Source organism: bacterium, assembly GCA_041649255.1.
Classification (GTDB): Bacteria; Hydrothermota; UBA3073; order JACQXS01; family JAQTXJ01; genus JAQTXJ01.
Map to the genome: position 1 here is coordinate 259,462 of JBAZNK010000001.1, position 26,818 is coordinate 286,279.

The 26,818-nt window shown below is 37.8% G+C and carries 20 protein-coding genes; 13 read left to right on the forward strand and 7 right to left on the reverse strand.

The window, feature by feature from the left end:
* Positions 1–156 precede the first annotated feature (156 nt).
* The 3 genes from WC614_01085 (at position 157) to WC614_01095 (ending at position 4,631) form a co-directional block, all read left to right on the forward strand.
* Positions 157–1,527, forward strand: coding sequence for a sigma-54 dependent transcriptional regulator (locus WC614_01085; protein ID MFA5031589.1), 1,371 nt, complete (start codon positions 157–159; stop codon positions 1,525–1,527).
* A gap of 9 nt (positions 1,528–1,536) precedes the next feature.
* The gene (locus tag WC614_01090) at positions 1,537–2,601 is read left to right on the forward strand and encodes an ATP-binding protein (protein ID MFA5031590.1); all 1,065 of its coding nucleotides are present in this window, start codon (positions 1,537–1,539) and stop codon (positions 2,599–2,601) included.
* A gap of 218 nt (positions 2,602–2,819) precedes the next feature.
* A complete protein-coding gene (locus tag WC614_01095) occupies positions 2,820–4,631 on the forward strand; it encodes a T9SS type A sorting domain-containing protein (protein MFA5031591.1) in 1,812 nt (603 codons plus the stop codon).
* A gap of 74 nt (positions 4,632–4,705) precedes the next feature.
* On the opposite strand, the gene WC614_01100 is transcribed toward WC614_01095, so the two are convergent.
* The 3 genes from WC614_01100 to WC614_01110 form a co-directional block, all read right to left on the reverse strand.
* A complete protein-coding gene (locus WC614_01100; GenBank protein ID MFA5031592.1) occupies positions 4,706–6,451 on the reverse strand; it encodes a metallopeptidase TldD-related protein in 1,746 nt (581 codons plus the stop codon).
* Between the two features lie 65 nt (positions 6,452–6,516).
* Complete coding sequence (locus WC614_01105; protein MFA5031593.1) at positions 6,517–8,238, reverse strand: metallopeptidase TldD-related protein; 1,722 nt, start codon at positions 8,236–8,238, stop codon at positions 6,517–6,519.
* 207 nt (positions 8,239–8,445) lie between these two features.
* Positions 8,446–8,868 (reverse strand): hypothetical protein, encoded by a 423-nt coding sequence (locus tag WC614_01110; GenBank protein ID MFA5031594.1) that lies wholly within the window; start codon positions 8,866–8,868, stop codon positions 8,446–8,448.
* A 536-nt stretch (positions 8,869–9,404) separates the two neighbouring features.
* Here WC614_01110 and WC614_01115 point away from each other — a divergent pair.
* The 5 genes from WC614_01115 (at position 9,405) to WC614_01135 (ending at position 15,267) form a co-directional block, all read left to right on the forward strand.
* Positions 9,405–12,143: a kelch repeat-containing protein gene (locus tag WC614_01115; protein MFA5031595.1), complete on the forward strand. Its 2,739-nt coding sequence runs from the start codon at positions 9,405–9,407 to the stop codon at positions 12,141–12,143.
* A 124-nt stretch (positions 12,144–12,267) separates the two neighbouring features.
* A complete protein-coding gene (locus tag WC614_01120; GenBank protein ID MFA5031596.1) occupies positions 12,268–13,089 on the forward strand; it encodes an energy transducer TonB in 822 nt (273 codons plus the stop codon).
* Positions 13,090–13,230: 141 nt separating this feature from the next.
* A complete protein-coding gene (locus tag WC614_01125; GenBank protein ID MFA5031597.1) occupies positions 13,231–13,872 on the forward strand; it encodes a biotin transporter BioY in 642 nt (213 codons plus the stop codon).
* Positions 13,873–13,885: 13 nt separating this feature from the next.
* Positions 13,886–14,272: a DUF1284 domain-containing protein gene (locus tag WC614_01130; GenBank protein ID MFA5031598.1), complete on the forward strand. Its 387-nt coding sequence runs from the start codon at positions 13,886–13,888 to the stop codon at positions 14,270–14,272.
* Positions 14,269–15,267: a tetratricopeptide repeat protein gene (locus WC614_01135; GenBank protein ID MFA5031599.1), complete on the forward strand. Its 999-nt coding sequence runs from the start codon at positions 14,269–14,271 to the stop codon at positions 15,265–15,267. Before WC614_01130 ends, WC614_01135 begins: the two co-directional genes overlap by 4 nt.
* A 60-nt stretch (positions 15,268–15,327) precedes the next feature.
* Here WC614_01135 and pheT read toward each other — a convergent pair whose 3' ends face one another.
* The 3 genes from pheT to WC614_01150 all read right to left on the reverse strand — a co-directional run bounded on the left by pheT (position 15,328) and on the right by WC614_01150 (position 19,086).
* Positions 15,328–17,037 (reverse strand): phenylalanine--tRNA ligase subunit beta, encoded by a 1,710-nt coding sequence (pheT, locus tag WC614_01140; protein MFA5031600.1) that lies wholly within the window; start codon positions 17,035–17,037, stop codon positions 15,328–15,330.
* Complete coding sequence (locus WC614_01145) at positions 17,038–18,543, reverse strand: phenylalanine--tRNA ligase subunit alpha (protein ID MFA5031601.1); 1,506 nt, start codon at positions 18,541–18,543, stop codon at positions 17,038–17,040.
* 63 nt (positions 18,544–18,606) lie between these two features.
* Positions 18,607–19,086: a hypothetical protein gene (locus WC614_01150; protein ID MFA5031602.1), complete on the reverse strand. Its 480-nt coding sequence runs from the start codon at positions 19,084–19,086 to the stop codon at positions 18,607–18,609.
* A 193-nt stretch (positions 19,087–19,279) separates the two neighbouring features.
* Here WC614_01150 and metK point away from each other — a divergent pair, with 193 nt between their 5' ends.
* The 3 genes from metK (at position 19,280) to WC614_01165 (ending at position 21,930) form a co-directional block, all read left to right on the forward strand.
* On the forward strand, positions 19,280–20,434 hold the full coding sequence (gene metK / locus WC614_01155) for a methionine adenosyltransferase (protein MFA5031603.1): 1,155 nt from the start codon (positions 19,280–19,282) through the stop codon (positions 20,432–20,434).
* A gap of 145 nt (positions 20,435–20,579) precedes the next feature.
* The gene (locus tag WC614_01160; GenBank protein ID MFA5031604.1) at positions 20,580–21,026 is read left to right on the forward strand and encodes an NfeD family protein; all 447 of its coding nucleotides are present in this window, start codon (positions 20,580–20,582) and stop codon (positions 21,024–21,026) included.
* Position 21,027: 1 nt separating this feature from the next.
* Positions 21,028–21,930, forward strand: coding sequence for an SPFH domain-containing protein (locus WC614_01165; protein MFA5031605.1), 903 nt, complete (start codon positions 21,028–21,030; stop codon positions 21,928–21,930).
* A gap of 636 nt (positions 21,931–22,566) precedes the next feature.
* Here WC614_01165 and pyrH read toward each other — a convergent pair.
* Complete coding sequence (pyrH, locus tag WC614_01170) at positions 22,567–23,271, reverse strand: UMP kinase (protein ID MFA5031606.1); 705 nt, start codon at positions 23,269–23,271, stop codon at positions 22,567–22,569.
* A 185-nt stretch (positions 23,272–23,456) separates the two neighbouring features.
* Here pyrH and WC614_01175 point away from each other — a divergent pair, with 185 nt between their 5' ends.
* Positions 23,457–25,319, forward strand: a complete 1,863-nt coding sequence (locus WC614_01175) for a carbamoyltransferase (GenBank protein ID MFA5031607.1) — start codon at positions 23,457–23,459, stop codon at positions 25,317–25,319.
* A 2-nt stretch (positions 25,320–25,321) separates the two neighbouring features.
* Entirely contained in the window at positions 25,322–26,614 is a 1,293-nt protein-coding gene (locus WC614_01180; GenBank protein ID MFA5031608.1) for a hypothetical protein, read from the forward strand.
* Positions 26,615–26,818: the final 204 nt, after the last annotated feature.

A 26,818-nucleotide genomic window follows, 5' to 3' on the forward strand; every position in this document is an offset into this window, starting at 1 on the left:
AAACGGATTAGTAAAAAGGCTCTTAATTACAATTATTTTTTAAGAAATATTTGCTTGTTTCACAAACTAAAAATCAAGAAGAAAGAAAAACAACTTGCAAAAATACATAATATACACTATATATAATAAAAAGAAAGATTTAAGTTAAAAAAGCCTATGATAACAAAAGCAAGGATTCTGGTCGTTGACGACGATAAATACTGGTGCCAGTGTTTAAGCGACCTCCTGTTGGACGAGGGATACGACGTTAACATTGCCGATGACGGAATAAAAGCAATGGAGTTAATAGACAGGGGTAACTTCCACCTGATAATCGTTGACCTGAAAATGCCCAAAATGGATGGATTGGAAGTCTTGAAGAACATTAAAAAACACAATCCCGACATAGAAGTAATAATCCTCACCGGGTTTGGCACGGTTGAATCAGCCGTAGAAGCAATGAAAGTAGGCGCTTTTGATTATCTTACAAAACCCTGCAATATAGAGGAAACAAAGCTAACCGTCCGGAATGCTCTCCATCACAGAGCTATTATAGAAGAGAACAGGGAACTTCATAAAAGATTGGAAATCGTAGAAGGGATAGAATCTTTAATCGGGAAAAGCCCAAAAATGCAAAAAGTGTACGAGCTTATCCGCAATACCGCCAATACGGACTTGACCGTTTTGATTGAAGGAGAAAGCGGAGTCGGCAAAGAACTCGTCGCATCTGCCATTCATTACAAAAGCATTCGCGCAAAGGGACCGTTTATCCGCACGAATTGCGCCACTTTTACGGATACACTGCTTGAGACGGAACTATTTGGGCATACCAAAGGCTCATTTACCGGAGCAATCAGAGACAAAAAAGGACTTTTTGAAGCCGCCGACGGCGGAACTTTATTGCTTGATGAAATTTCCGAACTCAATAAAAACGTGCAGGCACAACTTCTCCGCGTAATAGAAAAAAAAGAATTTATAAAAGTAGGAGATTCTAATACTACAAAAGTAGACACACGAATAATAGTATCCACAAACAAAAGTCTTGAAGAATGCGTAAAAAAAGGAACTTTCAGGGAAGATTTGTTTTACAGATTAAACGTTTATAAAATATTCCTGCCGCCATTACGGGAAAGAAAAGAAGATATCCCTTTGTTCATCAGTCACTTTTTAAATAAGTATAATAAAGTTCTTGGTAAAGCTTTTAAGGAAGTATCCAGAGATACGCTTAATCTTTTGCTTTCTTATAACTGGCCCGGTAATGTTCGGGAAATGGAAAATGTAATCGCAAGAGTAGTTGCAAGCAGGGACGGAATTGTGCTTACTCCTGAGGATTTTTCAAGCTGCATACCAATGCTCTTAAACAAAAGCTCAAGTTTTAAAGACGCAAAAAGAGAAGTAGTTGAAACTTTTGAAAAAAAATACTTTATAGAAATTCTAAGAAATAATAAAGGGAACGTAAGTCACTCCGCGGAACAATCCGGGATGGACCGTAAAAATTTTAGCCAAAAATTAAAAGAATATAATATTAATCATAAAGATTTTATGTAAATAATAAAGATGAGCGAAATTAAAAGTTATTTTAATGATGTTATCAGAAACGCCGTAGAAACTATCATTATGGTAGACATTAACAGAAAAATCAAAATGATAGACGGAAACTTATTTGGTTATAAAGAAGAAGATATCGTTGGAAAGCCTGTAGATATTTTATTTGAGAGCAGGGAATTTTACGAGCCGCTTTTTATAAAAGACATAATCAAAGATTCAAATACAATATGTATTGCAAAAGACGGGGAAAAAATCCCGGTAAGTTTCAGCAGTGTTTCAATGAGAGACGAAAAAAGAAAAGTCATAGGGGTAATAAGCATTGTGCGAAACATAAAAGAGATGGAAATACTGGAAAAAAGGTTGGTTCAGTCCGAGAAAATGGTAACCATAGGACAATTCTCCTCCGGCATTGCCCACCAACTCAATACACCCCTATCAACTATTCTAACTTATTCGCAAATGATACTGGACGATATTAACAAAAAAGCAGAGATGCGCAAACAAACCCTCTTAAAAAGAATCACGGCCATAGAAGAACAGTGCCAGCGTTCGAAAGAAATCGTTCAACACCTTCTTGCCTTTTCAAGACCTCACAAAACTCAATTCGTTTCCGCAGACATTAACCAGATAATAAAAGATGCGCTTTTTATCGTAGAAGGGGAACTAACAAAACACAAGGTACGCATTATAAAAGAATTGAACCCCTGCCCTAAAATAATGGGAGACGTACAGCAATTAAAAGAACTAATTATAAATATGGTCATAAACGCCCAGCAAGCAATGCCAAAAGGCGGAACATTAACAATCATAACAATATTTATGCCAAAACTTATCAAAATAAGATTCCAGGATAGCGGGGAAGGGATACCGGAAAAAGATATCGTTAATATATTTGAGCCGTTCTTCACAAACAAACCTTCGGGCACGGGATTAGGCTTATTTATGTGCAGGAACACCGTTTACAATCATAATGGTTTTATTGACGTTCAAAGTAAACTCAAAGAAGGAACTACATTTACAATTTCATTGCCAATATCAAAACCTATATTGCCCGAAACGGAACACCCCTCATAAAGATAGGGCAAAAACACCCCAATTCACTTACGCCCCTTTATTTATAACAATTTTACGTATCAATACCTCCACAGTGTGGTAAATACGCCTCATTTAAGGACATACCGAACAATTTTCCAAAACAACGTAACTTCATAAAAAACAATTGGTTAGCCGTTATTTCGAACTAATGACACGGATATTGCTATATAACTAAAGTGAAAAAGGGGGTGGTCAACATGACAAACGCAATAATTCTTCTCCTTCTCTGGTATCTTGGAGCTACTATAGAAACTCAGACAAACTGGTATAGTGGCCCCGGAGAGAATGTTTCCCTTGTTACCTGGGATAACGATTTTGACACTTGTTCCAACATTGTTTACAGTCTTCCTAACCAAATTTCTCTTAAACCCTATGGAATTGATACGTCTAATTGGAAGTTATATACCATAGATACAAACGCCCTGATTGGCGGACATAACGTAATTATGCCGGGAGATATGGATTTAGACGGGGATTACGATTTGGTTGCAGTATTCTCGGATTTTGTTGTATGGTATGAACAACAGGATTCGTTTGCGTTTGCTAAACATATAATAGATACCACTCTTACCATTGGAAGTCATGGGACCATCTGGCCTTATGATCTGGATATTGACGGGGACAGCGACATTGTGGTGTCCGGAGACGAAGGTTTATTCTGGTTTGACAACAACAATATGGTGTTTACCCAGCATAAACTAACATCCGGGGGATGGTATTTTGCAAGAGCCGCCGATATTGACAACGATGGAGACATTGATATCGTGGCGCAAAAAGGCAGTAACATCTCCACCAACAAATGGGAAGGGACGGTTTACATCTTCAAAAACAACAGCAGTATGAACTTTACAAGTTCAAAACTTGCCAACGCCGATACTACGTGGAGAACGAATCTTGCGGATTTCGATAACGACGGGTTTCTTGATATCCAGACATCTGCGTTTAACGCCAAGAACATAAGAGTATACTTGAATGACGGGGCGGGAAATTTCAACCTTGTTTACAGGTATAACAGCGTTAAACTTGATGGCAGCTGGCCAAGTGATATAAATGCAGACGGTTTTATGGATATCGGAGTCAGCGCCCAGAGTGGTGATTTTTTCTGGTTGGAGAATAACGGGACAGGAAGCAATTTTACATATCATCCCGTTACCAGCGGCATAAGTAAATATGGTGATGGTGGAATGGCAGTAGATATAGATATGAGTGACAGGGTAGATATAATTGGAGGGTATCAAGCGATTGGCTGGTTTGAACAGGTTAGCGACGGAAGTTTCAAGGAACATTTTTTAGGAAATGCTTCGGATTGTCATTGGGTATACGGGTGCAATATGGGAAATGGCCCTTGTGGTGAAGTATCTGACAAAGCAATGGACATTCTTTATACGGACAAGGGCAAATTTGCGTTCTGGAAAAATCTGATGGCAAAGGGATATGAAGACCATGCCTGGCTTGAATCGTCAATACTTGATGTTTCCAAAAATGTCCTCTGGCTTAGATTCGGGTGGCATGATTGCGTACCTGACGGTTATACTATGACATACAGGGTTAGATGCGGATTATCAATACCGGATGTCGAGGCATCTCCTTGGAGTTCGCCAATGAGATATTCGGGAGACAGTCTTATAAGTTTCCCCCATACACAATACTTTCAATATCGTATAGAAGTTGATGATTCGCTTTGCAATGCCGGAGGGGTAGCAATTGTAGATACAATATGGGTTGAATACGAAGAACACCCTGCCGGAATAAAGGAAGCCGAACAGAAAAAAGCGCTATCCTGTTCTTATAATATAGCCAAAAAAGAGATAGCCTATACACTTGCAAAAGAAAGTAATGTTTCCTTTAGAATATACGATATAACCGGGAGAGTTGTAAGTGTAGTAGATTCGGAAAACAAAAAGGCAGGTAATCATACGCTTGAATTTAATTTCCCAACGGGAATTTACCTTGTGAAACTTATATGCAATACGGGAACTGCCACCACCAAATGTATTGTTATGAAGTAAAAGTTATTTGTTAAATCAAAAGCCCTTCGAAAAATCTCCGAAGGGCTTTTTCTGTTATTAGGTTCAAAAGTTGTTCACTTCCACACAGGCTGTGAAACTACCGGAAACTTTACCGATTTCCCTTCCGACGGGTTAAGTTCCAAATCATCAACCACTATCGAGGGCGATATCACAGACATACAGACACTTTGCCCGGATTGATTTCTGATAATAAAATTATGAGCAGTATTCTCTTCTCCAACAATTATAATATCTTTCAACAACTTATAAGTCAGGTTTTCAAACTCCATCCCTTTGACAATTTCGCTATGCCCGTCTGCGTATAATCTATAAGCTGATACTGGATTGGGAAGCAAACTCTCCTGTTTTTTCTCTCCACCGAAGTAAAATGTTGACCCGTCACTATCCTCCTTGCCATATCCTTTCAGTCTCGTAATCACTATTCCATATTTAAGATTCCGGTCTTTCAGTAATTGGATATATTTTTCCTTTATATTACCTTGCCCATCTTTACTTTCTACTATCATATTACTGACTCTCCCAACCGGCGCTTCCCACCCCTGTGATCTTCCATGCCCATTGGAAACTTTCAAATCTTTTGTGGGAGCTCTGCCTATCGGCAAAGTTAGAAGTTTCCCATTCTCTACAAGTGTTATTTTCTCTCCGGGAACCCCCTCATCATCCACTACATACCCCCCGATAAGCGTTTTCCCTTTATATTCCTTCATCGCAGGGTCATCATATATATTAAAAGATACAGGCAGTATTATCTGGTTCAGCTTGCCGCTTAAAAACCCGCCTTCGCGCGGAAACGATTTGCCTAACCTATCGTTTTCAAAAAGCAGAGTCCGGGAATTGGATACTCCCTTGCCGACTATTTGATAAAACAATAATGCAGATGCTTCTCCCTCAAACAACACAGGTCCAGAATATTCCTCATCTTTTTTTAATCCCACTTTTTGCGACAATTCGGCGGCAAAATTTTTCACCTTCGCTTTAATCGTATTCTCATCGGGCAAATCACTAACCTTCTCTCCGTAAAAACCTATTTTATCATTTATCGGCACCCCTTCCGTGGTTTGAGTATTCGCAGACACCTCAACATACGTTGTAGGTTTATTATCCCTGTGTTTACTGCCTTCGCTATCAACAAAGTATTTTGTGGTAACCCCGGATGATATTACAACTCTAGCAGACTGAATTTTTGGAAACTCGTGAAATATAGCGGATAAATTTTTTGCACAAGACTCCAACTGTTTTTTATCTACGTTTAGTTTTACTTCTTCGCTTATACAACTTGTAGCTTTACATTTTGTAAAATCAGCTAATTTTTCCGTTATTTGCCGATTTTCAAGGGTTGCTTTTTTCTTTGCCATTTTCTCAAGTGCTGTTTTATAGGCATTATCCGTAAGCAACCATATCTCGTATCTGATGGCATCATAGTCGTCTTCTATTGGAACACTTCCCCTTTCGCCCATTTTCATAAATCCGAAATCTCTATCACTCACAAAATTACTGTTGTCGAGATCATAGCTGCCAACCCTTAAGTTTATAAATAAATTTTTATATCCGTATTCATCGCTTGAAATAATTGCTCCTGAATTTGCCTCAATAATAACCGTTCGCGTATCCCCTATTATATGACTAATATAATAAGGAGCAGCCCTGTTTTGCATCTTCAGTTGTGTCATAGAACGATTAAGTTCGTCACTCATAGCTCTGAAAATTACTGATTCTCCGGCTTTGACTGTTGTTTCTTCCGCAAAAGCCGTCACAACCGAAAACAAAAAAACCATTACAACAAAAGTAAGTTTCTTCATTTTCCCCTCCACTTTTTATTAATTTTATTAACTCAAAAATTAAAATAAGTTTCTTGTTTCCTTGCCTACTTTCTACTACCTACTTCTTTGCTGCTATCCAACGGTGCTTTTAACAGCGGTGGTTTATCCTGAGATTTTTCTTTTTTCTCCACCTCTATTTCCGATACCAGTATAGAAGGAGAAATCAATGCAACCGGAACCCAACCCGACTCCGCTCCACACCCCCCGTTAAATATTTCAGGGTCATTCCCCGCAGCAATTATCTTATTAAACGATGTTAACGGAGTTCCCACGATATCCACGCCTCTCACTAATTCATCCGCCCTCCCGTCCGTATACACTCTCTTTACCAGAAGCGGAATAACCTTAAACGCTTGAGGAGAATATCTTTGTGTCATCGTAAAACCACCTGAAATATCATAAAATATAAGTCCATAAGGCTTTCCCTGTTTCTTGCACTCTTCTATTAAAGTATTGCGAAGCTCATTAAACGGCATTTGTTTCCCAGATTCCACAAATAAATTTCCCTGTCTTGCAACAATCCTATATCCCGCTTCCCTTCGTCCATGCCCGTTCGAATGCTTAAACCCCTTGACGGGCGACCGTGACATTAAAAAATTCTTCAACACTCCATTCTCTACTATATTTACTCTTTCTGATTTCACGCCTTCATCATCATATAAGTAATACCCGTTTAATTTTGTTCCTTTGAATTCCTCCTGCGTAGGGTCATCATAGACGGACAAAAACTCCGGCAACACGACTTGTCCAACTTTACCGGTATATGTCTGCCCTTCATCTTCACTTTTCTGACGATGCCCTTCAATTCTATGACCAAAAATTTCATGAAAGAAAACTCCGCTCGCCTTGTTTACAAAAATCGCCGGGCCGGTATACGGATCAACTAAAGGAGCATTTTTAAGAATCAGGAGTTCCTTTATCAAAGAATCTATGGATCCCGCAATCACGTCTTCTGCCGGAAGCCCCTCCGCAGTAGATGCATAAAAAGACTGGTACAGGTAAATATCCATCCCGTCCTCTGCAGTCGTTCCTACCGTCACAAAAATAGAGTAGCTGCCAAACCCTTCACGTATTATGGTTCCCTCGTTGTTTACAATGTATTTATTTGATGCCTTACCACCCAAATTTATATTACAACTATATACCCACGGGTATTGTTTAAACTTTGTGGAAAGCTTCTTCAATATCGGTTTCCAACTCGTTGTATCAAGTTGTAATTCCTTCTTTTCACCAATATATTTACAGGAAGTCCCGATAGAAAAATCATCCGAAGTGTCTTTTTTAGCAACTTTTACGTCCTGGTTTGTCTGCACTTTTATCAGCTTTTCCTGTGCTTTTTTATATATACGGTCTGTCTCTTTCCATATTACTGCTTTTATCGCATTCAAATTGTCCTCTATAGGGACTTCAGTTACATTAGGTATATAATCCGAATAATCAAAATCAAACTGGTTACCACGAAGTTCATGCGTATTATCAAGTTTATTACTTCCAACTCTTACGTCTGTGGTTAAAGACCTGTTATGACTTGTTTTATTATATTTAAGTGCGCCATACGAACTGCTCATTGATACGTTTTTCTCGTCTATTATTGTATATTGTAAGAAATAAATCGGAGCATCTTTTGCACCTTTAAGTTCTTTCAAAGAGCGGGTTAACTCTTCCCCCATTGCGCGAAACACCACATCATTCTCCCCGGAACGAGGCTGTGCATTAGCACTAAATGCAATAATAAAAGCCCATACAAAATATTTCATCTTTGACATATATCCTCCTTAGTTAGAGTTTGCAACGTAGAAGCATTATAGCAGACTCTTGTCAGCTTGTCTGACTTAGAGGTCGCTATCCCACTATCGGGACTCTAACTTATCCAGCTCTGCTGGGTTGCTTTTTTATTATACTAAACTGCTTGTGTTTTCTTGTCTATTATTTTTATAATTTTGAAAGAGCGTAAGAAATGATTGTGAAATTAGTTATTCAGTTTTCAGAGATTTGGAATAAGAAGAAAGGATGAGCTTGCTTTCCTTTTTACTTAATTTTTGGTTCTTTATTTTTTCTTTTATTTCCGTTATTGTGTGTGTCGGCATAACTATCTGTCCCTTTCCACCTTTTTGTTTATATTCTATAACTTTAGTTAAATTGTTCCTAAATTGTTCTGCTTCTTTCAAAGTCATCTTGCTTATAAAATGACAATAAAAATTATCCTCTAATACTATTGTAAGTCTATCATCCTCAAAAAATTTACTACCGTCCATTCCCTTTTCCCCAGTATACCTCATTGATTTTGTTTTATCCTTACTAAGGAATTTGCTTAATACTTTCAGTTTTGAATTTGGTAATTTTATTATACCGTTTTGAGGAATCTTATATTTACCAACATCAATTGTATTTTCCATTTTTCCTCCCCTTATTAAAATATTATTTCAATAAAATTAATTTTTGAGTAATTCAAAGTAACCGCCTGCAGAGAATTTATCCGTATCCCATACTAGTTTTTTGTCCTGATAGATATCTTGTCGGGAACATACTTTAATGGTTATACTGCATTGCTTGTTTGTCAATAATTTATTTATAAGATAACCCTGGGAATCCTTATAAATAAGGGGGGATGCCCCTTAGTGCGAAGGGCGTGGATTTAATACCCCGCCAGAGCAGGGGAGCAGGTTATCCATCTTTTACTGGATAACCGTTGAGGGGTAAAGCATAGCGAAACCCCTTATTACAAAACCTTGAGCGATAGCGATTAGGGATTGTTATCCTTTATGGGAAAAATGAGCGAACTAAAATGAGCGAATTTATTGGGGTAGATGGGTATTTTCAAAAGAAATAGATTCCAAAAGTTTTTGGGCTTGACTTTTTATAAATAAGAATACATATATGTATAATTAACGTGCGCAATAAATAAAAGAATAATATCGTAGCAGGGGGGGAAATGAGAAAATTTATTAATTTGTTATTAATTTCTTCTTTAATGTTTTTATTTAGTTTTGCGATAGAAGGCGGGAGATGGAGTATAACCGGGAGAAGAGCTACGTGGTCTATGGGGTACAGTGGAGCCCTTCTTACAAACGGTAAGGTAGTAATAGAGGGAGTAAAATGGACTGCAGAATACGAAGTCTTTGACCCTTCAACAGGGTCATGGACGGCAAAAACTCTTTCGGGTTTAACCGACCATTATGCCGGGATATTGCTCCCTAACGGCAAAATACTACAAACCGCACCCGCAAACGCCCTCCATCTTTATGACCCGACAAATGATAGCTGGGGGTCATCCGGGACTTCTTTTACGGCAGCGACAAAGAACAATGTCACTTTACTTAAAAACAACAAAGTCCTTCTAATTGGGACTTCGGTTTGTTATCTCTACGATTATTCTACCGACGCTGTAGCCTCAACAGGAAACGTTAGCGATATTAATAATGGGACGGAAACATTACTTCCCACAGGCGAAGTTCTTGTAATTAAAAACACGTTTGCCAGCACTTATAATCCAACGACAGGCGTATGGACTACAGCTCCAATACCCGCAAAAAGCAGATTTTGCCATACGGCTATTTTATTACCGCCGCCATTAAGCAAAGTATTGGTTGCGGGAGGAACTAGCGCCGGAGTTACTTGTGAGCTTTTCGACCCGGTAGCAAAAACATGGGCAAATACCGGAAACTTGCTTTACGGACCAAGAGTTATATCGGAATCCGTTCTATTACCTTCAGGAAAAGTTCTAATGATAAGTTCGGACCCGGATAATGGAGGAGCAGCTTCTGCTTCACTTACCTGTGAACTTTATAACCCGGATTCATCGGGAACATGGGCATTAACCGATAATCTTATTCCACCGATATCTACATTTGGTGCGGCAAGTCATAATTCCGCATTTATTTTACAGACGGGTAAGGTATTATTGGCGGGATGCGGAAAAGGATCCGCATCGAATCCATCTGCGTTTTCTTTAATATACGACCCGTCTGATGGAGTATTTACGGCAAGACCATCCTTAACTTATGCAAGAGCCGCTCACACAACAACGCCTTTGCCTATCGTTCACACGAGTAACTGCAGCACAAACGTTCTTATAGTCGGCGGAGAAAACTCAAGCGGAGCGATGAAAAAATGCGAACTATACAATTACAGAAGAAAAACAATTCAAGTTACCGGGGATTTGAACACGGAAAGAAGTAACCACACCGCAGTTCTAATGTCGTCCGGATTAGTCCTTGTTACGGGTGGGAAAAATACTTCAGGGACTCTAAAATCCTGCGAAACTTATGATGTAAACACGGAATTGTGGACAAACACGACTGATATGACTGATTCGAGATTCGACCATAGCGCTACTTTATTAACCAACGGCACCAATGTGTTTGTAACCGGTGGAGAAAATGCAGGAAGTTATGTCTCGAGTTGTGAAATATACAACGGAACAAGCTGGTCAAGCGCTACAGGTATGAGCACACCGAGGGCAAGACATTCGGCAGTATTGCTTTTTAATGGGAACATACTTGTAATTGGGGGACAAACTACGGGAGGAACGGCAACTAATAGCTGTGAAATATGGAACGGAACGAATTGGTCAGCCGCCGCAAACTTAAACACTGCAAGATACTGGCATAGTTCAATACTTTTACAATCCGGGAAAGTTCTTATAATCGGAGGAACAAACAATGGGTCAACTGCACTTGCAAGTTGTGAAATTTATGACCCGGTTGCAAATACGTGGACACAGGAAGCAAGTTTAAACCAGGCTCGTTACCAGCATAATTCCACGCTTCTTTATTCCGGACTTGTTCTTACTACCGGTGGTTTTGATGGGACAAGTTATACTTCCAGCGCAGAAATTTGGGACCCGGCAGCAGAATTCGATTCCACTTTAAATATACATAATTGGAAAATTACTGCTCAACTTCCTACCGCAAGGGCTTATCAATCATCCGTTCTTGTTACCGATTTACAACCTTATATTCTTGTAATCGGTGGGAAAAATACAAGTTATGTCGGCGCGGTAGAAGAATATGACGTTGGACTTGGGTACCAGAGAGACTGGCAGCCAACGATAACAAGCTCTCCTTCAGTAACCCACATAACTTCTCCTATGACTATAAACGGAACATTATTCCGAGGGGTTTCGGAAGCAGACGGCGGAAACTATTGTCATATTACTTCAAACGACCATCCGATAGTATCCGTTGTAAGGATAGGGGGAGGGAACTGGCAATCCAACGGAGGCGGAGATATGCTTTATACGCCGAACAGCAGTTTGTGGAGCGAAACAAGCACGACAATCAATCCACCTGTCGGTTTTGCAGACGGGTATTATAGATTATGGGTGATAGCAAACGGCATTCCATCGAAATGGTATGAAGGATGCGCAACAGGAACCGAGGAAAAATCCAACCCAAAATCCGAAATTCGCAATCCGCAATTAGAAATATCTCCCAACCCGTTTACTTCGACTAGCGTTATTAGTTATTCAATCGTGAATGGAAACAGCAGGACGAATATAAAAATTTATGATATAAGCGGAAAATTAGTGGAGACTCATTCAATGACTCAATTGCCTAATGACAAAATGACTAAAGCAGCAATAGGGGAAAACCTGAAAGCAGGTATTTACTTTGTGAAAACAGATGGGTATAAACCTATAAAAGTGGTTAAGTTGCATACGATAATATAGTTTGAGGTGGGTAGGTTGGGGTAAGCAAGCTCTTGGGCGGAACGCCCTTAGAGATCCCTATCCAGCTCTGCTGGACAACTGCCCCCAAAAGTCTTTAACGATAGCCCTTATAAAAAGGCAAAAGGTGATTAAATCCAATATAAAATGGCCGCTGCTAATAATTTTGATAAGCTTAAATATTACCAACAGCGTTAAAGCCGAAAACGAAGACAGTACAGCACCTATAAAATATAAAAAGGACATTTTAGTACACTACTTAGTAACCGGAGGTAAATATAATAACATAATTACATTAACTATTTTAAAAAATGGAGAAATATACTATAGCATACGATCTAAAAACGTTGGTAAAAGTCTTGTTGCTGTAAAGGTAAAGCGAGAACTAACGGATACGCTTGATAAAGATGCCATACAAAAAATAATTAATGTGTTCGATGAAAACAAATTTTTTTCATTAAAAAATAAATATGCAACAAATCCGGTAACGGATAACATTGTGCATACAATAACGTATAACAACAACTCTATTACAAAGACGGTTACTATTACGGATACTTCCAGACAATTTTTTAATATCGTTTATATGTTAGATACAATTATAAAAGAACTTAAAAAAAGAAAGAATCCGACGGGAGAAATAGAACCAAAACCAGAAATGGAAGTAGAAGTCTTCGTCATGCTTCCCAGAAAAAGAATTGAAGGTTCTCTGCCGCCTTACCCTGATTGGGCAAAACAACAGGGATTAGAAGCAACACTCTCGTTTCAATTAGAGGTAGATTCCGAAGGTAAAATAATAACAGGTTCTCAAAATATAATATCCTCAACAGGATTCCCTGATTGGGATAATGGAGCAATAAATTGGATTAAGGATAATTGGAAATGGGAGAAAATATCTTCTGGCAAAACTTCAGGCGTAATGACAATCAAGTTTAGAATTATCCAGTAACAGAAATTCTTTAGGCCGATAGGTTTGTATATTCTATATATTCAAGGATAAATAAAAAAAGTTTATCAAAAATTTAGTTGACACTATATTATAAGTAAAGTAAATAAGTAGATAATAAAATAACAATTTTCGGGAGGATAAATGGAAAACGTATTATTGGGTAAATGGTTGCAAGTAAGATATGCATTTTTTCACTGGAGACAGGAATTAAGCTCGACAAAAAAACTTTTTTTAGCGCTTAGTATGGCAGGAGTTACGGGACTAATGGCTCAAATATATATCCCGCTCCCCTTTACACCTGTTCCAATTACAGGACAGGTTTTTGGCGCACTTTTGAGCGGTGTAATATGTGGAGGGTTGTTCGGCGCCATAAGCCAGGGAATTTATGTATGCCTTGGGATTCTTGGTCTGCCGTGGTTTGCAGGCGCAAAAGGCGGGTTAAATATCATAGGCGACCCAACGATAGGGTATCTTATAGGGTTTATTTTCTCTGCTTTTATCATTGGCAAACTTACGGACAGAAAAATCGGGAACAGAAAATTCTTATCCCAGTTTGGTTTAATGATAATAGGTGTAATCATAATCTACGGTTTCGGAGCAATGGGGCTTGCAGTTGTTATTCATTCGGGATTGAAAGAAACACTGATAAAAGGAGTACTTCCTTTTATCGGAGTAGATTTAATTAAATCCTGTTTTGCGGCAGGAATTAGTTCAAGCATATTGCCTAAAGCTTCCTATAATGAAGAAGTAGACAAGGACCTATATTCTTCTAATAAATATTAACGACCTTGATACTATCAAATTAAGAGGACACCATCTCCTTTGTACTCAGGGGTTCCAAGGGTATGGTTACGACAAAAATTTTACGGATAATATGAAGCAGGTAGTAGATAGGTTAAACGCATCCGACAATTTGTGGATAAAGATAACGGATACCTGCGATGAAATTTGCGTTAAATGCCCCCACAGCAACGGAGAAGAATGCTCAAAAGACCACATAAAAACTATGGATTCAATCATTCTGAAAGAGCTAAATCTTACCCCGGGAGGTAGAGTAACGAAGGAAGAAGTTTTTACAACAATAAAACAACATTCACAAAAACTGAAAAAAGTTTGTAAGAATTGTGAATGGCAACAAGTGTGTTTGTTTTTCACCAACAAAAAGGAGGAAGGGGAAAAATGAAAAGATGTTTTTGTGCCGCTATATTGGCGGTATTAGTTTGTGGCTGCGCAAGTACTTATATGACTGCCGGCAAAGTATATGTCCAGAAAGAAGAGTACGAGAAAGCCATAGAACAGTTCAATATTCAGCTGGAGCAAAACCCTAATGATGGAGATGCATTATGGTGGATTGGCTCTGTTTATTCATATAAAAAAGATTTTGAAAAAGCTTGTGGGTATTTTGACAAGCTAAGAGAAACTTCTCCTGAAAAGGCAGAGTTAACAAAAGAGAAATATTTTTTATGGACTGTTTATTATAATGCAGGACTTGATGCATTAAAAAAAGAAGATTTTGAAATCGCCAAAAAAAGATTTGGGACGGCAACATTAGTTGAACCGGATTCTATCCTTGCATATGTAAATTTAGCACAAACATACTTAAAAACAGGGAAAGAGGATTCTATGGTCCTTTGTTATGAAAAAGCAAGTAAGGTCGCACCTAAGAACCCCGATATATGTATGGACCTCGCCGCATACTATTCTAAAGAAAAAAAATATGATCAAGCTATGGAACAACTCAAAAAAGCATTAGAACTAAGTCCTAAAAATGCGGAACTGCTATATCGTTTAGGCGTCATCTATTACTTAAAAGAAGACTATTCAAATTCAGAAAGTTTATTCAATGAAACAATTAAACAGGATTCTACTTACTCGGATGCATACTTTAATCTTAGCGCTTCTTTAGTTAAAGAGAAAAAATTCAAACCGGCAACAGATGTGCTGCAAAAATACTTAGTCTCTAAACCCAAAGATACCGAAGCTTTATCCAATTTAGGAGATTTATATCTTTTAAACCAGGAATATAAACTTGCAGTTGATACATATACAAAACTTATTGAAATAGACTCTTCCAACCCGCAGTATTATGAAAACAGAGCAAACGCTTATTGGAAAATGGGCGACAAAGAAAAGAATAGCGCTGATATGAAAAAAGCTCAGGAATTACAGAAGAAATAAATCTTGCGGAAAAGCAAAAGAGCTAAATAAAACTTATATTGTTTTATTTAGCTCTTTTTTTTATTTCACAAATATTTTTTCGATATCTTTCAATTCAAACATTACAACAGGATTCCTTATCTTCCAGTCTTCCAGCACTTGAGGATGAATTTCACCAACAATACCAATGATTTTATTATTTACTAATATATTTGCTGCCCTGCCTTTAATAAATGAAGGATGTTCAATTTTTTGTAGATTGCTAACATATGCCCCGTTCTCACTTTGTTTTGAGTCAGGAATAGAATAATATAGTAATATATCCAGAACACTATGTAAGTCGGAGAAACTTGCCTCCGGGTACGATATCAAAGCAGTAAGGTTAACGATAGTTCTGGTTCCATAATCCACGGTTGAATCCGAAACTACTACTTCCCCTATTTCAAATATTTTATGCGGATAAACAGATTTAGAGGATATGGACTCGACGGACAAAAGGGAAGGGATAATAGAATTTCGCAAGACAGAATAAGTATCGGAAACCGGGTTTTCTATTTCAATTATGGATTCTAAAGGTTCCACGTTTCCCAACATTTGATTTTTTGAAGTAAGTATATTTGAGACTATTTCTTCAAACCCGGCACCAATCATAAGTTTTCTTAATTTCTGTATAACCGGGTCTATAAGGGTAGTTTTTCCCACAGTAAATTCATTTAACTCTTCCGGTTCAAAATTGTTGTATCCATATCTGATTGCAAAATCTTCTATTACATCAACGGAATGCATTATGTCACGACGATATGACGGAGGCTTTATTCTAAATTGCTCGCCGGATATTTCTACCTCATATCCACTTTTGCTTAATTCTTCCGTAATTTTTATTGCGTCTAACTGCAGTCCTAATAACTTTTCAAAATCGGTTTTATTAATTTTTATTTCTTCTTTAAATTCACACGGGGAAACAACATTTTTGCCGAATATTGTATCATATGGGTATTTCACTTCTACCGGGATAATTTCCGCACCCCTGTCTTTTAAGTTTTGGGCAATAATATTTACGATAAGTAATACCTGCTCAATATTGTTACCCGTAACGTCACAAAACAAATTTACATTTCCTGCCTGAACCTTGCCAACAGAGTTAGAATTTATAATTGGCGGGAAAGATAAAACATTCCCCTTGCTATCTTCCAATAATGGATATTTAGAAAAGTCTTTTAAAATATACGCATACTCTTTACCTTTCGGGTGAAGCTCCAATATCTCTTTTAAAGTAAGTTCGCTGTCAAATTCAAGAGGAACAAACTTTCTTTCTTCAGGAGCAACCGCTTTATAAGAAACAGGGAATATTATTTCTTCGGCATTATAAATACCTATGGAAATATTTTTTCTGTTCCGTCCATAATTATCTGCAAGTTTTTCCTGCGTCTGTATAAGTTGAGCCAATCCACCTTCCGTAAGAGATAATCCTTTTACTAAAAACCCCCCGATATATGGTCTTACATTCTGAATCTGCTCATCTACTACTATCTGATATTTAGTCTTTCCGTGTTCTTCCGTGTCAACATCCGCGTTCTTCCGTATTTTTTCGTTCTTAATCTCCCTTGCGATTCCTTCAACGCACAGCAAATCCGGTCTATTGGTATCATCCAGATCTATTTTTAATTCGTCACCGTTGGTCTCTTTTAATTCTCCTTTAACCGAATGTAATAACATTCCTAATTCGTCAACGGATAAAGTCTTTTTCAGTAACGACTCTAAATCTTTTTTTGAAATAGTAATGCCTGCCATTTATGTATTTACATACCTCATTGTCTCTAAATCTCTTGAAAAGAAATCCCTGATATCATTAATTTTTAAAGCCATCATTGCCATTCTATCAAGCCCTAATCCCCAAGCAATTACCGGAACTTTAACACCAAGAGGTCCGGTAACTTCGGGTCTAAATATTCCTGCGCCTCCAAGTTCCACCCATCCAAGTGTAGGATGTTTTGCATATAAAGAAGCCGACGGTTCCGTGAACGGAAAATAGCTTGGAGTAAATTTGACTTCTTTTGCGCAGGCAAGTTCGCTTGCAAATAATTTTAATAATCCAAGTAATCCCCTGAAATTAATTGATTCGCTCACTACGATGCCATCCAGTTGTAAAAAATCGGGTGCGTGTGTAGAATCTACGGCATCAGGCCTAAAACACCTTGCAATCGTAAAATATTTCCCCGACGGTTCGGGATGTTCTGCAAGAGCGCGGGCAGACATTACAGTCCCCTGACTCCGTAAAATCAGCCGTTTGGTTTGTTGATTGTCAAATTCATAACCCCATCCTTTTGAACCTGTTCCACCGCCATTTTTATGAACTTTTGATACGTTATTTATAAACTTTTCTTCTTCTTTTATCGTTTTTGCATAAGCAGGAGATTTCAAAAAATATACTCCATGAACATCACGGGCAGGATGAGATTGCGGCATATAAAGAGCATCCAGATTCCAGAATTCCGTTTCCACAATTCCTCCTCTGGTTTCACAAAACCCCATAGATACAAGTTTTGCCCTTACTTCGTTAATAAACTCCGCATACGGATGAGGTCTGCCGATTAATATTCGTCTTGGCTTAATATCGAAACTAAATTCCCTGAAATGTTTTGTCCGCCAAGAACCATCTTTAAGCATTTCAGGCGTAAGCTGGGTAATTTCATCCGTAGAAAAATCTTTTTTCTGCACGGCTTCCCAGACTTTTTTACCTTGTTCGGTCAATTTTATAAGATATGTAGTTTCTTTCGTGAGGTCAAAAACATTTCTTGTTTTGCCGCGTTCTTTATAGCGTTCATTTACAAGGGATTTTTTTAACTCATCCAACTCATCAAATAAAATACTACTGTCGGCATCTTTTATCAATTTTTGTAAGACTTCTATTTTTTCAAGGTTGAGAGATTCTTTAAGAACAAGGATCCCGCCTGCTTGTATCTCAATAATATCATAAGATTTCAAAAACTTTATGGCATCTTTTTTTTCTTCTACATCTAAGAAATCAATGTCGGTTATTTTTATCGACTGTCTTTCTTTTATGCAATCTATTACTTTTTTCTCGGGAGTTCCTTCCAAATATTTTTTGCCTAATTCGGTTAAATGTACGGTAGTTTTAACCTGAGGAGTGACTTCTATTATCTGTTTAAGTTGCAGCCAATTTGCCGGCCCCTGGTTTTCCGATGTAATGCACGTTTCTTCGTCAACGCTTTTTATATTCTCCTTCAAAAGTTTGATTTCCAGAGGATGCAATTCGTTTGATATATCTTCTATCATAAAAGTCACAAACACAAATCTTCCACCAAAAAGATTGAAGGACAAGAAAGATTTGCGCTACATTTATAATTCAACTAAATATTTTTCAAAATCAGCCACTATATAATTTTTGCCTTTTTTAACAACTTTATGACCTTCTTTTTCTAAGAGTTTTTTCTGTCCTTCAACTCCACCGGGATATTTCTCGTTTATAACTCCACCTGATTTTAGCGTTCTCCAGTAAGGAGTTATATTTTTCTTTCCTTCAATCATTTCTTCTTCTGCCGCTCCGGCGGATATCCGCGCAAAAATTCCGGTGCATATCGGACAACCGATGGAAGAATTGTGTTTTCTGGCAAGCGCGTCACGAATGTCATTTATAGTAATAAGTTTACCCAAGGGGACTTTTTTCATAATTTCATCTACTTCTTTAGGGGCAGGGATAACAACTGTGCCCGTCCCCCACTTTTTGCTCATACTTTCATTGATTTCTACTACTTTGGGAAGGTCTTTGTTATCCTGTAATTTTTCCTTGAAAGATTCTTTCATTTTTGCCACCATCATTTTTATGTTAGAGGATAATAAATAAAAGTCAATTTTTTTATATTACATCATTATTATAAAGTTATCTAGGAATTTTTCTACGTTAATTATCAAAAACCTATTTTACTATTAAAAAATTATTTTTAATTTTTTCTTGACCTATTTATTTATATACTCTAATTTATACCGTCAAATTAAAAATGGAGGTAGAGAAATGAAAAGATTAGTAACTTCCGAATCCGTTACCGAAGGGCATCCCGATAAAATCTGCGACCAGATTTCGGATGCCGTGTTAGATGAAGTAATTCGCCAGGACAAATACGGCAGGGTAGCGTGCGAAACGTTTATATCCGTGGGATTCGCAATAGTTGGCGGAGAAATTACAACAACCGGATACGTAGATTTGCCGGTATTGGTAAGAAAAGTACTTAAAAATATTGGATATACCGAAAAATGGGGATTTGATTACGAAACCTGCGCAGTTCTTAATGCAATCGGGAGACAATCTCCGGATATAGCCCAGGGCGTAAACACAGGTGGCGCTGGCGACCAGGGCTTAATGATAGGTTACGCTTGCGATGACACGAAAGAACTTATGCCTTTGCCCATTATGCTTGCGCATAAAATAACCAAAGAATTGGCAAATGCAAGAAAGTCGGGGAAACTTGATTATCTCGGGCCTGACGGCAAATCACAGGTTACGGTTGAATACGATAACGATAAACCCGTAAGAGTTGATACTATCATACTTGCATCCCAACACAGTGAAGACGTTCTTGATAAAACAGGAAAAAGAATGTCAAAAAAAGCCGTAGACGAATTAATTGAGAAAGTAATCAAAAAAGCAATAGACAAAAAATGGCTGGATAACAAAACGAAATATTTTGTCAATGCAACCGGCAAATTCGTAATCGGAGGACCCCAATCAGACACAGGAGTAACCGGCAGAAAAATTATCGTTGACACTTACGGCGGAGTTGCTCCTCACGGCGGTGGCGCTTTTTCAGGAAAAGACCCAACGAAAGTTGACCGTTCGGCAACTTATATGGCAAGATATATTGCAAAAAACATTGTAAAAGCAGGATTAGCAAAAAGATGCCAGGTCAATTTCGCTTACGTAATCGGAGAATCCCAGCCGGTATCATTTGAAATAGATACTTTCGGAACGGGAAAAGTTAAAGACAGTATTCTTTCCGAAACAATGAGAAAGGTCTTTGACCTCAGCCCAAAAGGCATCATCACAAAGCTAAATCTTCTGAGACCAATATATCAAAAAACAGCTTCCTACGGACATTTCGGACGAGAAGAGCCTGAATTCACATGGGAAAAAACCGACTCCGTGGATAAAATAAAATCTGCGATTCGTTAAGGATAGTTGGGCTTTAAGAACATTGTTTTTATAAAGTAACATCTAAGTGTTTCTATTTACCTAATTTGCAAACACCCGACCGTTTTTTATTGACAGTTGCTCAATTACACAATATCATACTTTAATAACTTTAAGGAGGGAAAAAATGGGAGATAAAATATGGTTACTCTGGTTTATTTTTGCCGTAATCTTTTCTATTTCTGAAATATTTACTGCAGGATTTTTTCTTATATGTTTCGGAATAGGAGCTGCGGTAGCAGGAATTCTTGCGCTTTTCAAAGTCGGGACGCTCTGGCAATGGGGAAGTTTTATACTTGTTTCTTTGGTTCTTTTCGCCCTTTCGCGAAAATTTGCGGAAAGATGGACTAAGAAACAACCACCCGGCATTGGAGCCGACAGGCTTGTCGGAAAGAACGGGATAGTCCTCGAAACAATAGATAATATGAAAAATACGGGCAGAGTTCGACTTGACAAAGAAGAATGGAGAGCAGACAGCGAAACGGGAGAAATCATCTCCGTAAATAAAAAAGTTAAGGTTATAAAAATAGAAGGGACTCACTTAATAGTAACTCTTCAAAAGGAGGGAGAATAAAATGATAATTCTATATATCATACTGGCGCTTGTAGTTTTTATAGTTGCCGCTACAGGTATAAAAACGGTAAGACCATGGGAAAAGGCTTTAATAGAACGGCTCGGGAAATACCAGCGCACCGTAGGCAGTGGATTAACAATTATAATGCCTTTTCTGGAACAAATGATTAAAGTAGATATGCGGGAACAGGTAGTTGAAGTTCCACCGCAGGGCGTAATCACAAAGGATAACGTCGTTGTAGAAGTTGATGCCGTAGTTTATTATGAAGTTACAGACCCGGTAAAAGTTTCTTATAACGTTGCCGATTTTTATACTGCCGCTACAAAACTTGCTCAAACGAACTTAAGGAATCTTGTTGGCGATTTAGCGCTTGACGAATCGTTGACTTCACGAGAAGTAATAAATACCAAATTGCGTCAGATTCTTGACGATGCAACGGACAAATGGGGAACAAGAGTTACAAGAGTTGAACTTCAGAGAATAGACCCGCCAGCCGATGTTACCGAGGCAATGCACAGACAGATGAAAGCCGAGCGAGAAAAAAGAGCGATGATTCTGGAAGCCGAGGGACATAAACAATCCGCAATCCTTAAAGCAGAAGGGGATGCAATGGCAACAAGAACCGTTGCCGATGCTGAAAGATACAAGAAATTAACCGTAGCAAAGGGAGAAGGCGAAGCTATTCAAACTGTTTTCGGAGCTATTCATGAAGGAAAACCGACAAACGACCTTATTGCGATTAAGTATCTTGAAGCTTTACAGAAAATTTCCGACGGAAAGGCAAATAAAATATTCCTGCCTTACGAAGCTTCCGGAATTCTATCAAGCATAGCAGGTATCGGGGAACTTTTCAAAGAAAAACTTGCTTCGGAAAATAAATTAGAAAACAAAAAAGAAGTGTAATTTTGTTTAAGTATTGAAAACATCTAAAAAAGGGCGAGCCAGCGACTCGCCCTTTTTTTCTTGATTATTATATCCTCTTGTAGAGAACAGGCATGCCTGTTCCATTTTTTGCAGAAACACTTGTCCGCATTGGAGTACGAGCTAAGTGCAGGAGAAACGCTGCTTTTGCTTGGGTAGCTTGGGCTTTTATGCCCAAGTTTGTATTGTAATGACTCGCACCCTTTTTCTTGGTTACTATATCCTTTTGTAGAGACAGATTATAATCTGTCTCTACAACCCAACCAGATCCCGCAAGCATCTTTAGCATTTAACATAAAATAGGATAGGGCATTAAAGCCCTACCTACCCAACTTTTTTTGTATCTTAAAATTGTTAGGAGCATGTATACCGCCCACTTGTTTTTTTATGGAGTGCAAACCTGTCCGCCAATCTTCTTGGTGGAAACGGCGTTTTTGCAATAGATGTTCCAATCTTTGTAGGGGATTTTAATTGTGAAAAATTATACCTTGAAGTAGTAGGTCAGACATTCCTGTCTGACAAAAAATGAATCTCTCACGCCGCAAGCGGCAGGGAATTCCAAGTTAAGCATTCGGGTTAGCGGGTTTGTTCTAAAATCCGGGAACTGAATAAAATCTATTAATTAACTACGGTGCCGATATTTTTACCTTCTACGACTTTTTTCAAATTACCGTGTTCGCTTATATTAAAAACTATAATCGGCAATTTATTTTCCGAGCAAAGAGTAATGGCGGTAAGGTCCATCACTCCGAGTTTTCTTGAGAGGACATCATCATAACTTAATTTCTTATACAGTTTTGCATTTTTATCTTTCTTTGGGTCTGCGGAATACACCCCGTCCACTTTTGTTCCTTTCAGAATTACGTCTGCGCCAATTTCAATGCCTCTCAGCACAGCTCCGGTATCCGTGGTAAAATAAGGATTCCCGGTTCCGCAGGCAAACAAAACGACTCTGCCTTTTTCAAGGTGTCTTATGGCGCGTCTTCTTATATAAGGTTCTGCAACTTTTGACACTTCTATTGCGCTCATAACTCTTGTCGGGATTCCGAGAGATTCAAGTCTGTTCTGGAGAATCAGGCTGTTTGTAACCGTTGAAAGCATCCCGACATAATCCCCAACTACACGGTCAATCTGTAATTTTTTTGCATCTGCAACTCCGCGGAATATGTTTCCGCCGCCGATAACGATAGCAATTTGTTTGGATTGTTTATGAACTTCCGCGATTTCTTTTGTAATTCGCGAAAGCATATCAGGTTCAACGCCGAATCCCTGTTTGCCTGAAAGAATTTCCCCGCTGAGCTTTAATAAAATTCTATGATACATTAATGAAAGTTATATATTATAATCCAATTCTGTCAATAAGTTTTTATTTCATAAAATAGATGTTTCGTTGGTTTATTGTTTGTATAAATTAAAAACCACAGCAAGTAAGTTAAGAATCTTTTTACATCTTTCCAAAAATACATTGACATAATCCTTCTAAATAATTAAATTTCAGATTGCTATAAATGAATATACTTGGAATTTCTGCTTTTTACCACGACTCCGCTGCGGTAATAATCCATAATGGGCAAATTCTTGCAGCCGCTCAGGAAGAAAGGTTCACAAGAAAAAAACACGATTCCTCTTTTCCTGCTAACGCAGTAAAATTCTGTCTGCACTACTCAGGACTTTCTCTTGACGAATTAGACGCAATTGTCTTTTACGACAAACCGTTATTAAAATTTGAACGACTGTTGGAGACTTATTATAACTTCGCCCCTAAAGGAATTGGTTCTTTTTTGCAATCAATCCCGGTATGGACAAAAGAAAAAATGTTTCTTAAGAGAATCATCTTTGAAGAACTTTTGAAAATAGAAAAATACAACAAGAAAAAAGTAAAACTGCTTTTTCCGGAACACCACCTTTCACATTCGGCAAGCGCTTTTTACCCGTCTCCATACAAAGAAGCTGCCATCCTGACGATTGACGGAGTCGGCGAATGGGCAACGGCATCCATCGGAATCGGCAAAGATAATAAAATAGAAATCTTAAAAGAATTAAGATTCCCCCACTCCCTCGGGTTATTGTATTCCGCTTTTACTTATTATTTAGGTTTTGTAGTAAATTCAGGCGAATATAAATTAATGGGACTTGCGCCTTACGGGAACCCTGATTCCAAAGACGTAGAGAAATACATAAAAATAATAAAAGAGAAATTAATTGATATAAAAGAAGACGGTTCAATTCGATTAGACCAAAAATATTTTAGTTATGCGACCGGGCTGAGAATGGTAAACGACAAAGTATGGAAACGATTATTTGGATTTGGAAGACGCCTCCCTGAAGCACAAATAGAACAGCCTCACTGCGACCTTGCTCTTGCCATACAAAAAGTTACGGACGAGATTGTCATACAAATGGCAAAAGAAGCAAAAAAATTAACAGGCGCAAAACATCTCTGCATGGCAGGCGGAGTTGCGTTAAATTGCGTGGCAAACGGAAACCTGTTACGAACAAAAATCTTTAACGACATATTTATACAGCCTGCGGCAGGCGATGCAGGCGGGGCGTTAGGAGCAGCTTTATCCGCGTATTATATTTATTTCGATAAAAAACGAGAACTTACAAGTAAGTTAGATGAAATGCAGGGATCTTACCTTGGACCTGAATTCTCTCAACTTGACATTGAATTAGTCTCCAAAAGATACAAAGCAGTATACCGGAAATTTGAGAATTTCGACAAGTTAGCGAAAGAAGTTGCGGACTTGATTGACAAGGGCAATGCGATTGGATGGTTCCAGGGGAGAATGGAATTCGGTCCGCGCGCGCTTGGGAACCGCAGTATTTTAGGAGATGCCCGTAATTCCCAGATGCAAAAAAAGTTAAACTTGAAAATCAAATACCGCGAAGGGTTCAGACCTTTTGCGCCTTCAGTTCTCGCGGAGGAATGTAAAAAGTTTTTCGAATTGAACATTCATTCACCGTATATGCTTTTAGTGGCGAACGTAAAAAAAGAACACAGAAAAAAGCTGCCCCAAAACTATAATGCCCTGCCTTTAATGAAAAGGTTATACGCTTTGCGTTCGGATGTTCCGGCAATCACACATATTGATTTTTCGGCACGAATCCAGACCGTGCATAAAGAGACGAATGAAAGATACTGGAAGCTTATACAGAAATTCAAAGAAAAAACAGGCTACGGTGTTATAGTTAACACGAGTTTTAACGTAAGGGGAGAGCCCATTGTATGTTCTCCGGAAGATGCTTACAAGTGTTTTATGCGGACCGAAATGGATTACCTGGTGATGGGAGATTATTTATACAAAAAGACCGAACAACCACATTGGCAAGAAAGAAAAGTTTGGGAAAGAACATTTAAATTAGACTAATAATGAAAAAAATATTCAAAATTTTATTATTCACAATTATTATAGTTATCCTATATTCTTTAACAAATTTGATTGAAATAATACTAACAAAAATAAATATAGACATCAAGCTGCTTAGAGGACCACTTACAGCTATAATAATTCTTTTTAGAACGATTTTTATAACCTTCTGGGTATTGGGAGTTAGTTATAATACATTCTGGAATAAAAAGACTTTAAAAAGAAAAAAATCTCTGATACTATGGATTTTAACATTAACTACTTTTTTTATATTCATTAACATTTTTTTACTAGTAATAGATAGAACAAATAAGTTGTACGATTACGCAAAAAAAACATCTTTCAGGTTTGACAAAGATGGATTTAGAATTCCTTTTTCTAATAATGATACAACAATAAAGAGACCTTTATTTTTATTCTTAGGATGCTCTTTTACTTTTGGGGCAGCATGTTTAGCAGAAGAAAGTTTTCCATACCTAGTTTCAGAAGCTACAAAAGGTTATTCAATGAATGCAGGGGTATGTGCGGGTGGACTTGCCCAAATGTTTTTATTATCTGAAGAGTTTATTCCTCGTTATAAGCCTGACTTTGTAGTAGTCCAGTATTCGCCGTGGTTAGCTCAAAGAGCAATAAACATGGAAGCTCCAACTTACCTTACAAAAATACCAGTACCTTATATTTCCAAAACAAAAGATGGTAAAAATGTAATAAGCCGAAAGGTTTTTGATTTCAGGGATTTTGACGTAAAGGTAGAATGCAAGGTAGACAAATTTAAAAGAACAAAAAGAAGCATAACTGATTATACCCATTTTTTGTTTGAAATAGGAATACCCTTATACCTACATAATAGCTACTACATAGTCATGGCAACTACAAAAAAAATATTAGGGGAAATTCCAATGCCCAATAAGGATATCAAAGAGGTAGAGCAATTCGTATATAACGGTATTCATGAGGTATGCAGACAAAATAACAGCAAAATGATTATTCTTAACTTGGGCGACATTCAATATACTGAAAATTCGCATAAGTTAATATTTCCTGATAGTAATATTGTTTTTGCAGAAGCAGATTCTCTTTTACTTTATAGATTAAAATCACCAAATGATTATGATAAGGAATACAAACATTGGTGTTTTAATGGTCATGATTCGGTTATGACAGATGAGCATCCTAACCAGAAGGCACATAAAATAATAACAGAAGCTATACTTAACTCAATTCCCACTCCTTCTACTGCGGAGATATCCAAACAAAAGTCAGACAGGTATGGGGTGGAAGAGAGTAAAGATTAGAATCTCCTTAAAAATGAAGAATTTGTTTAACTTCCTCCTGTTTACAACCATTGTAGTTATCCTATATTTTCTGACTATTTTTATTGAAACCCGATTAGTAAAATTGGGATTGGAAAGAACTTTATTTAGCATACTAATAATCTTCTTTAGAGCGATTATTGTAACGTTCTGGGGTTTAGGAATTACTTATAAAAGGCTCTGGAA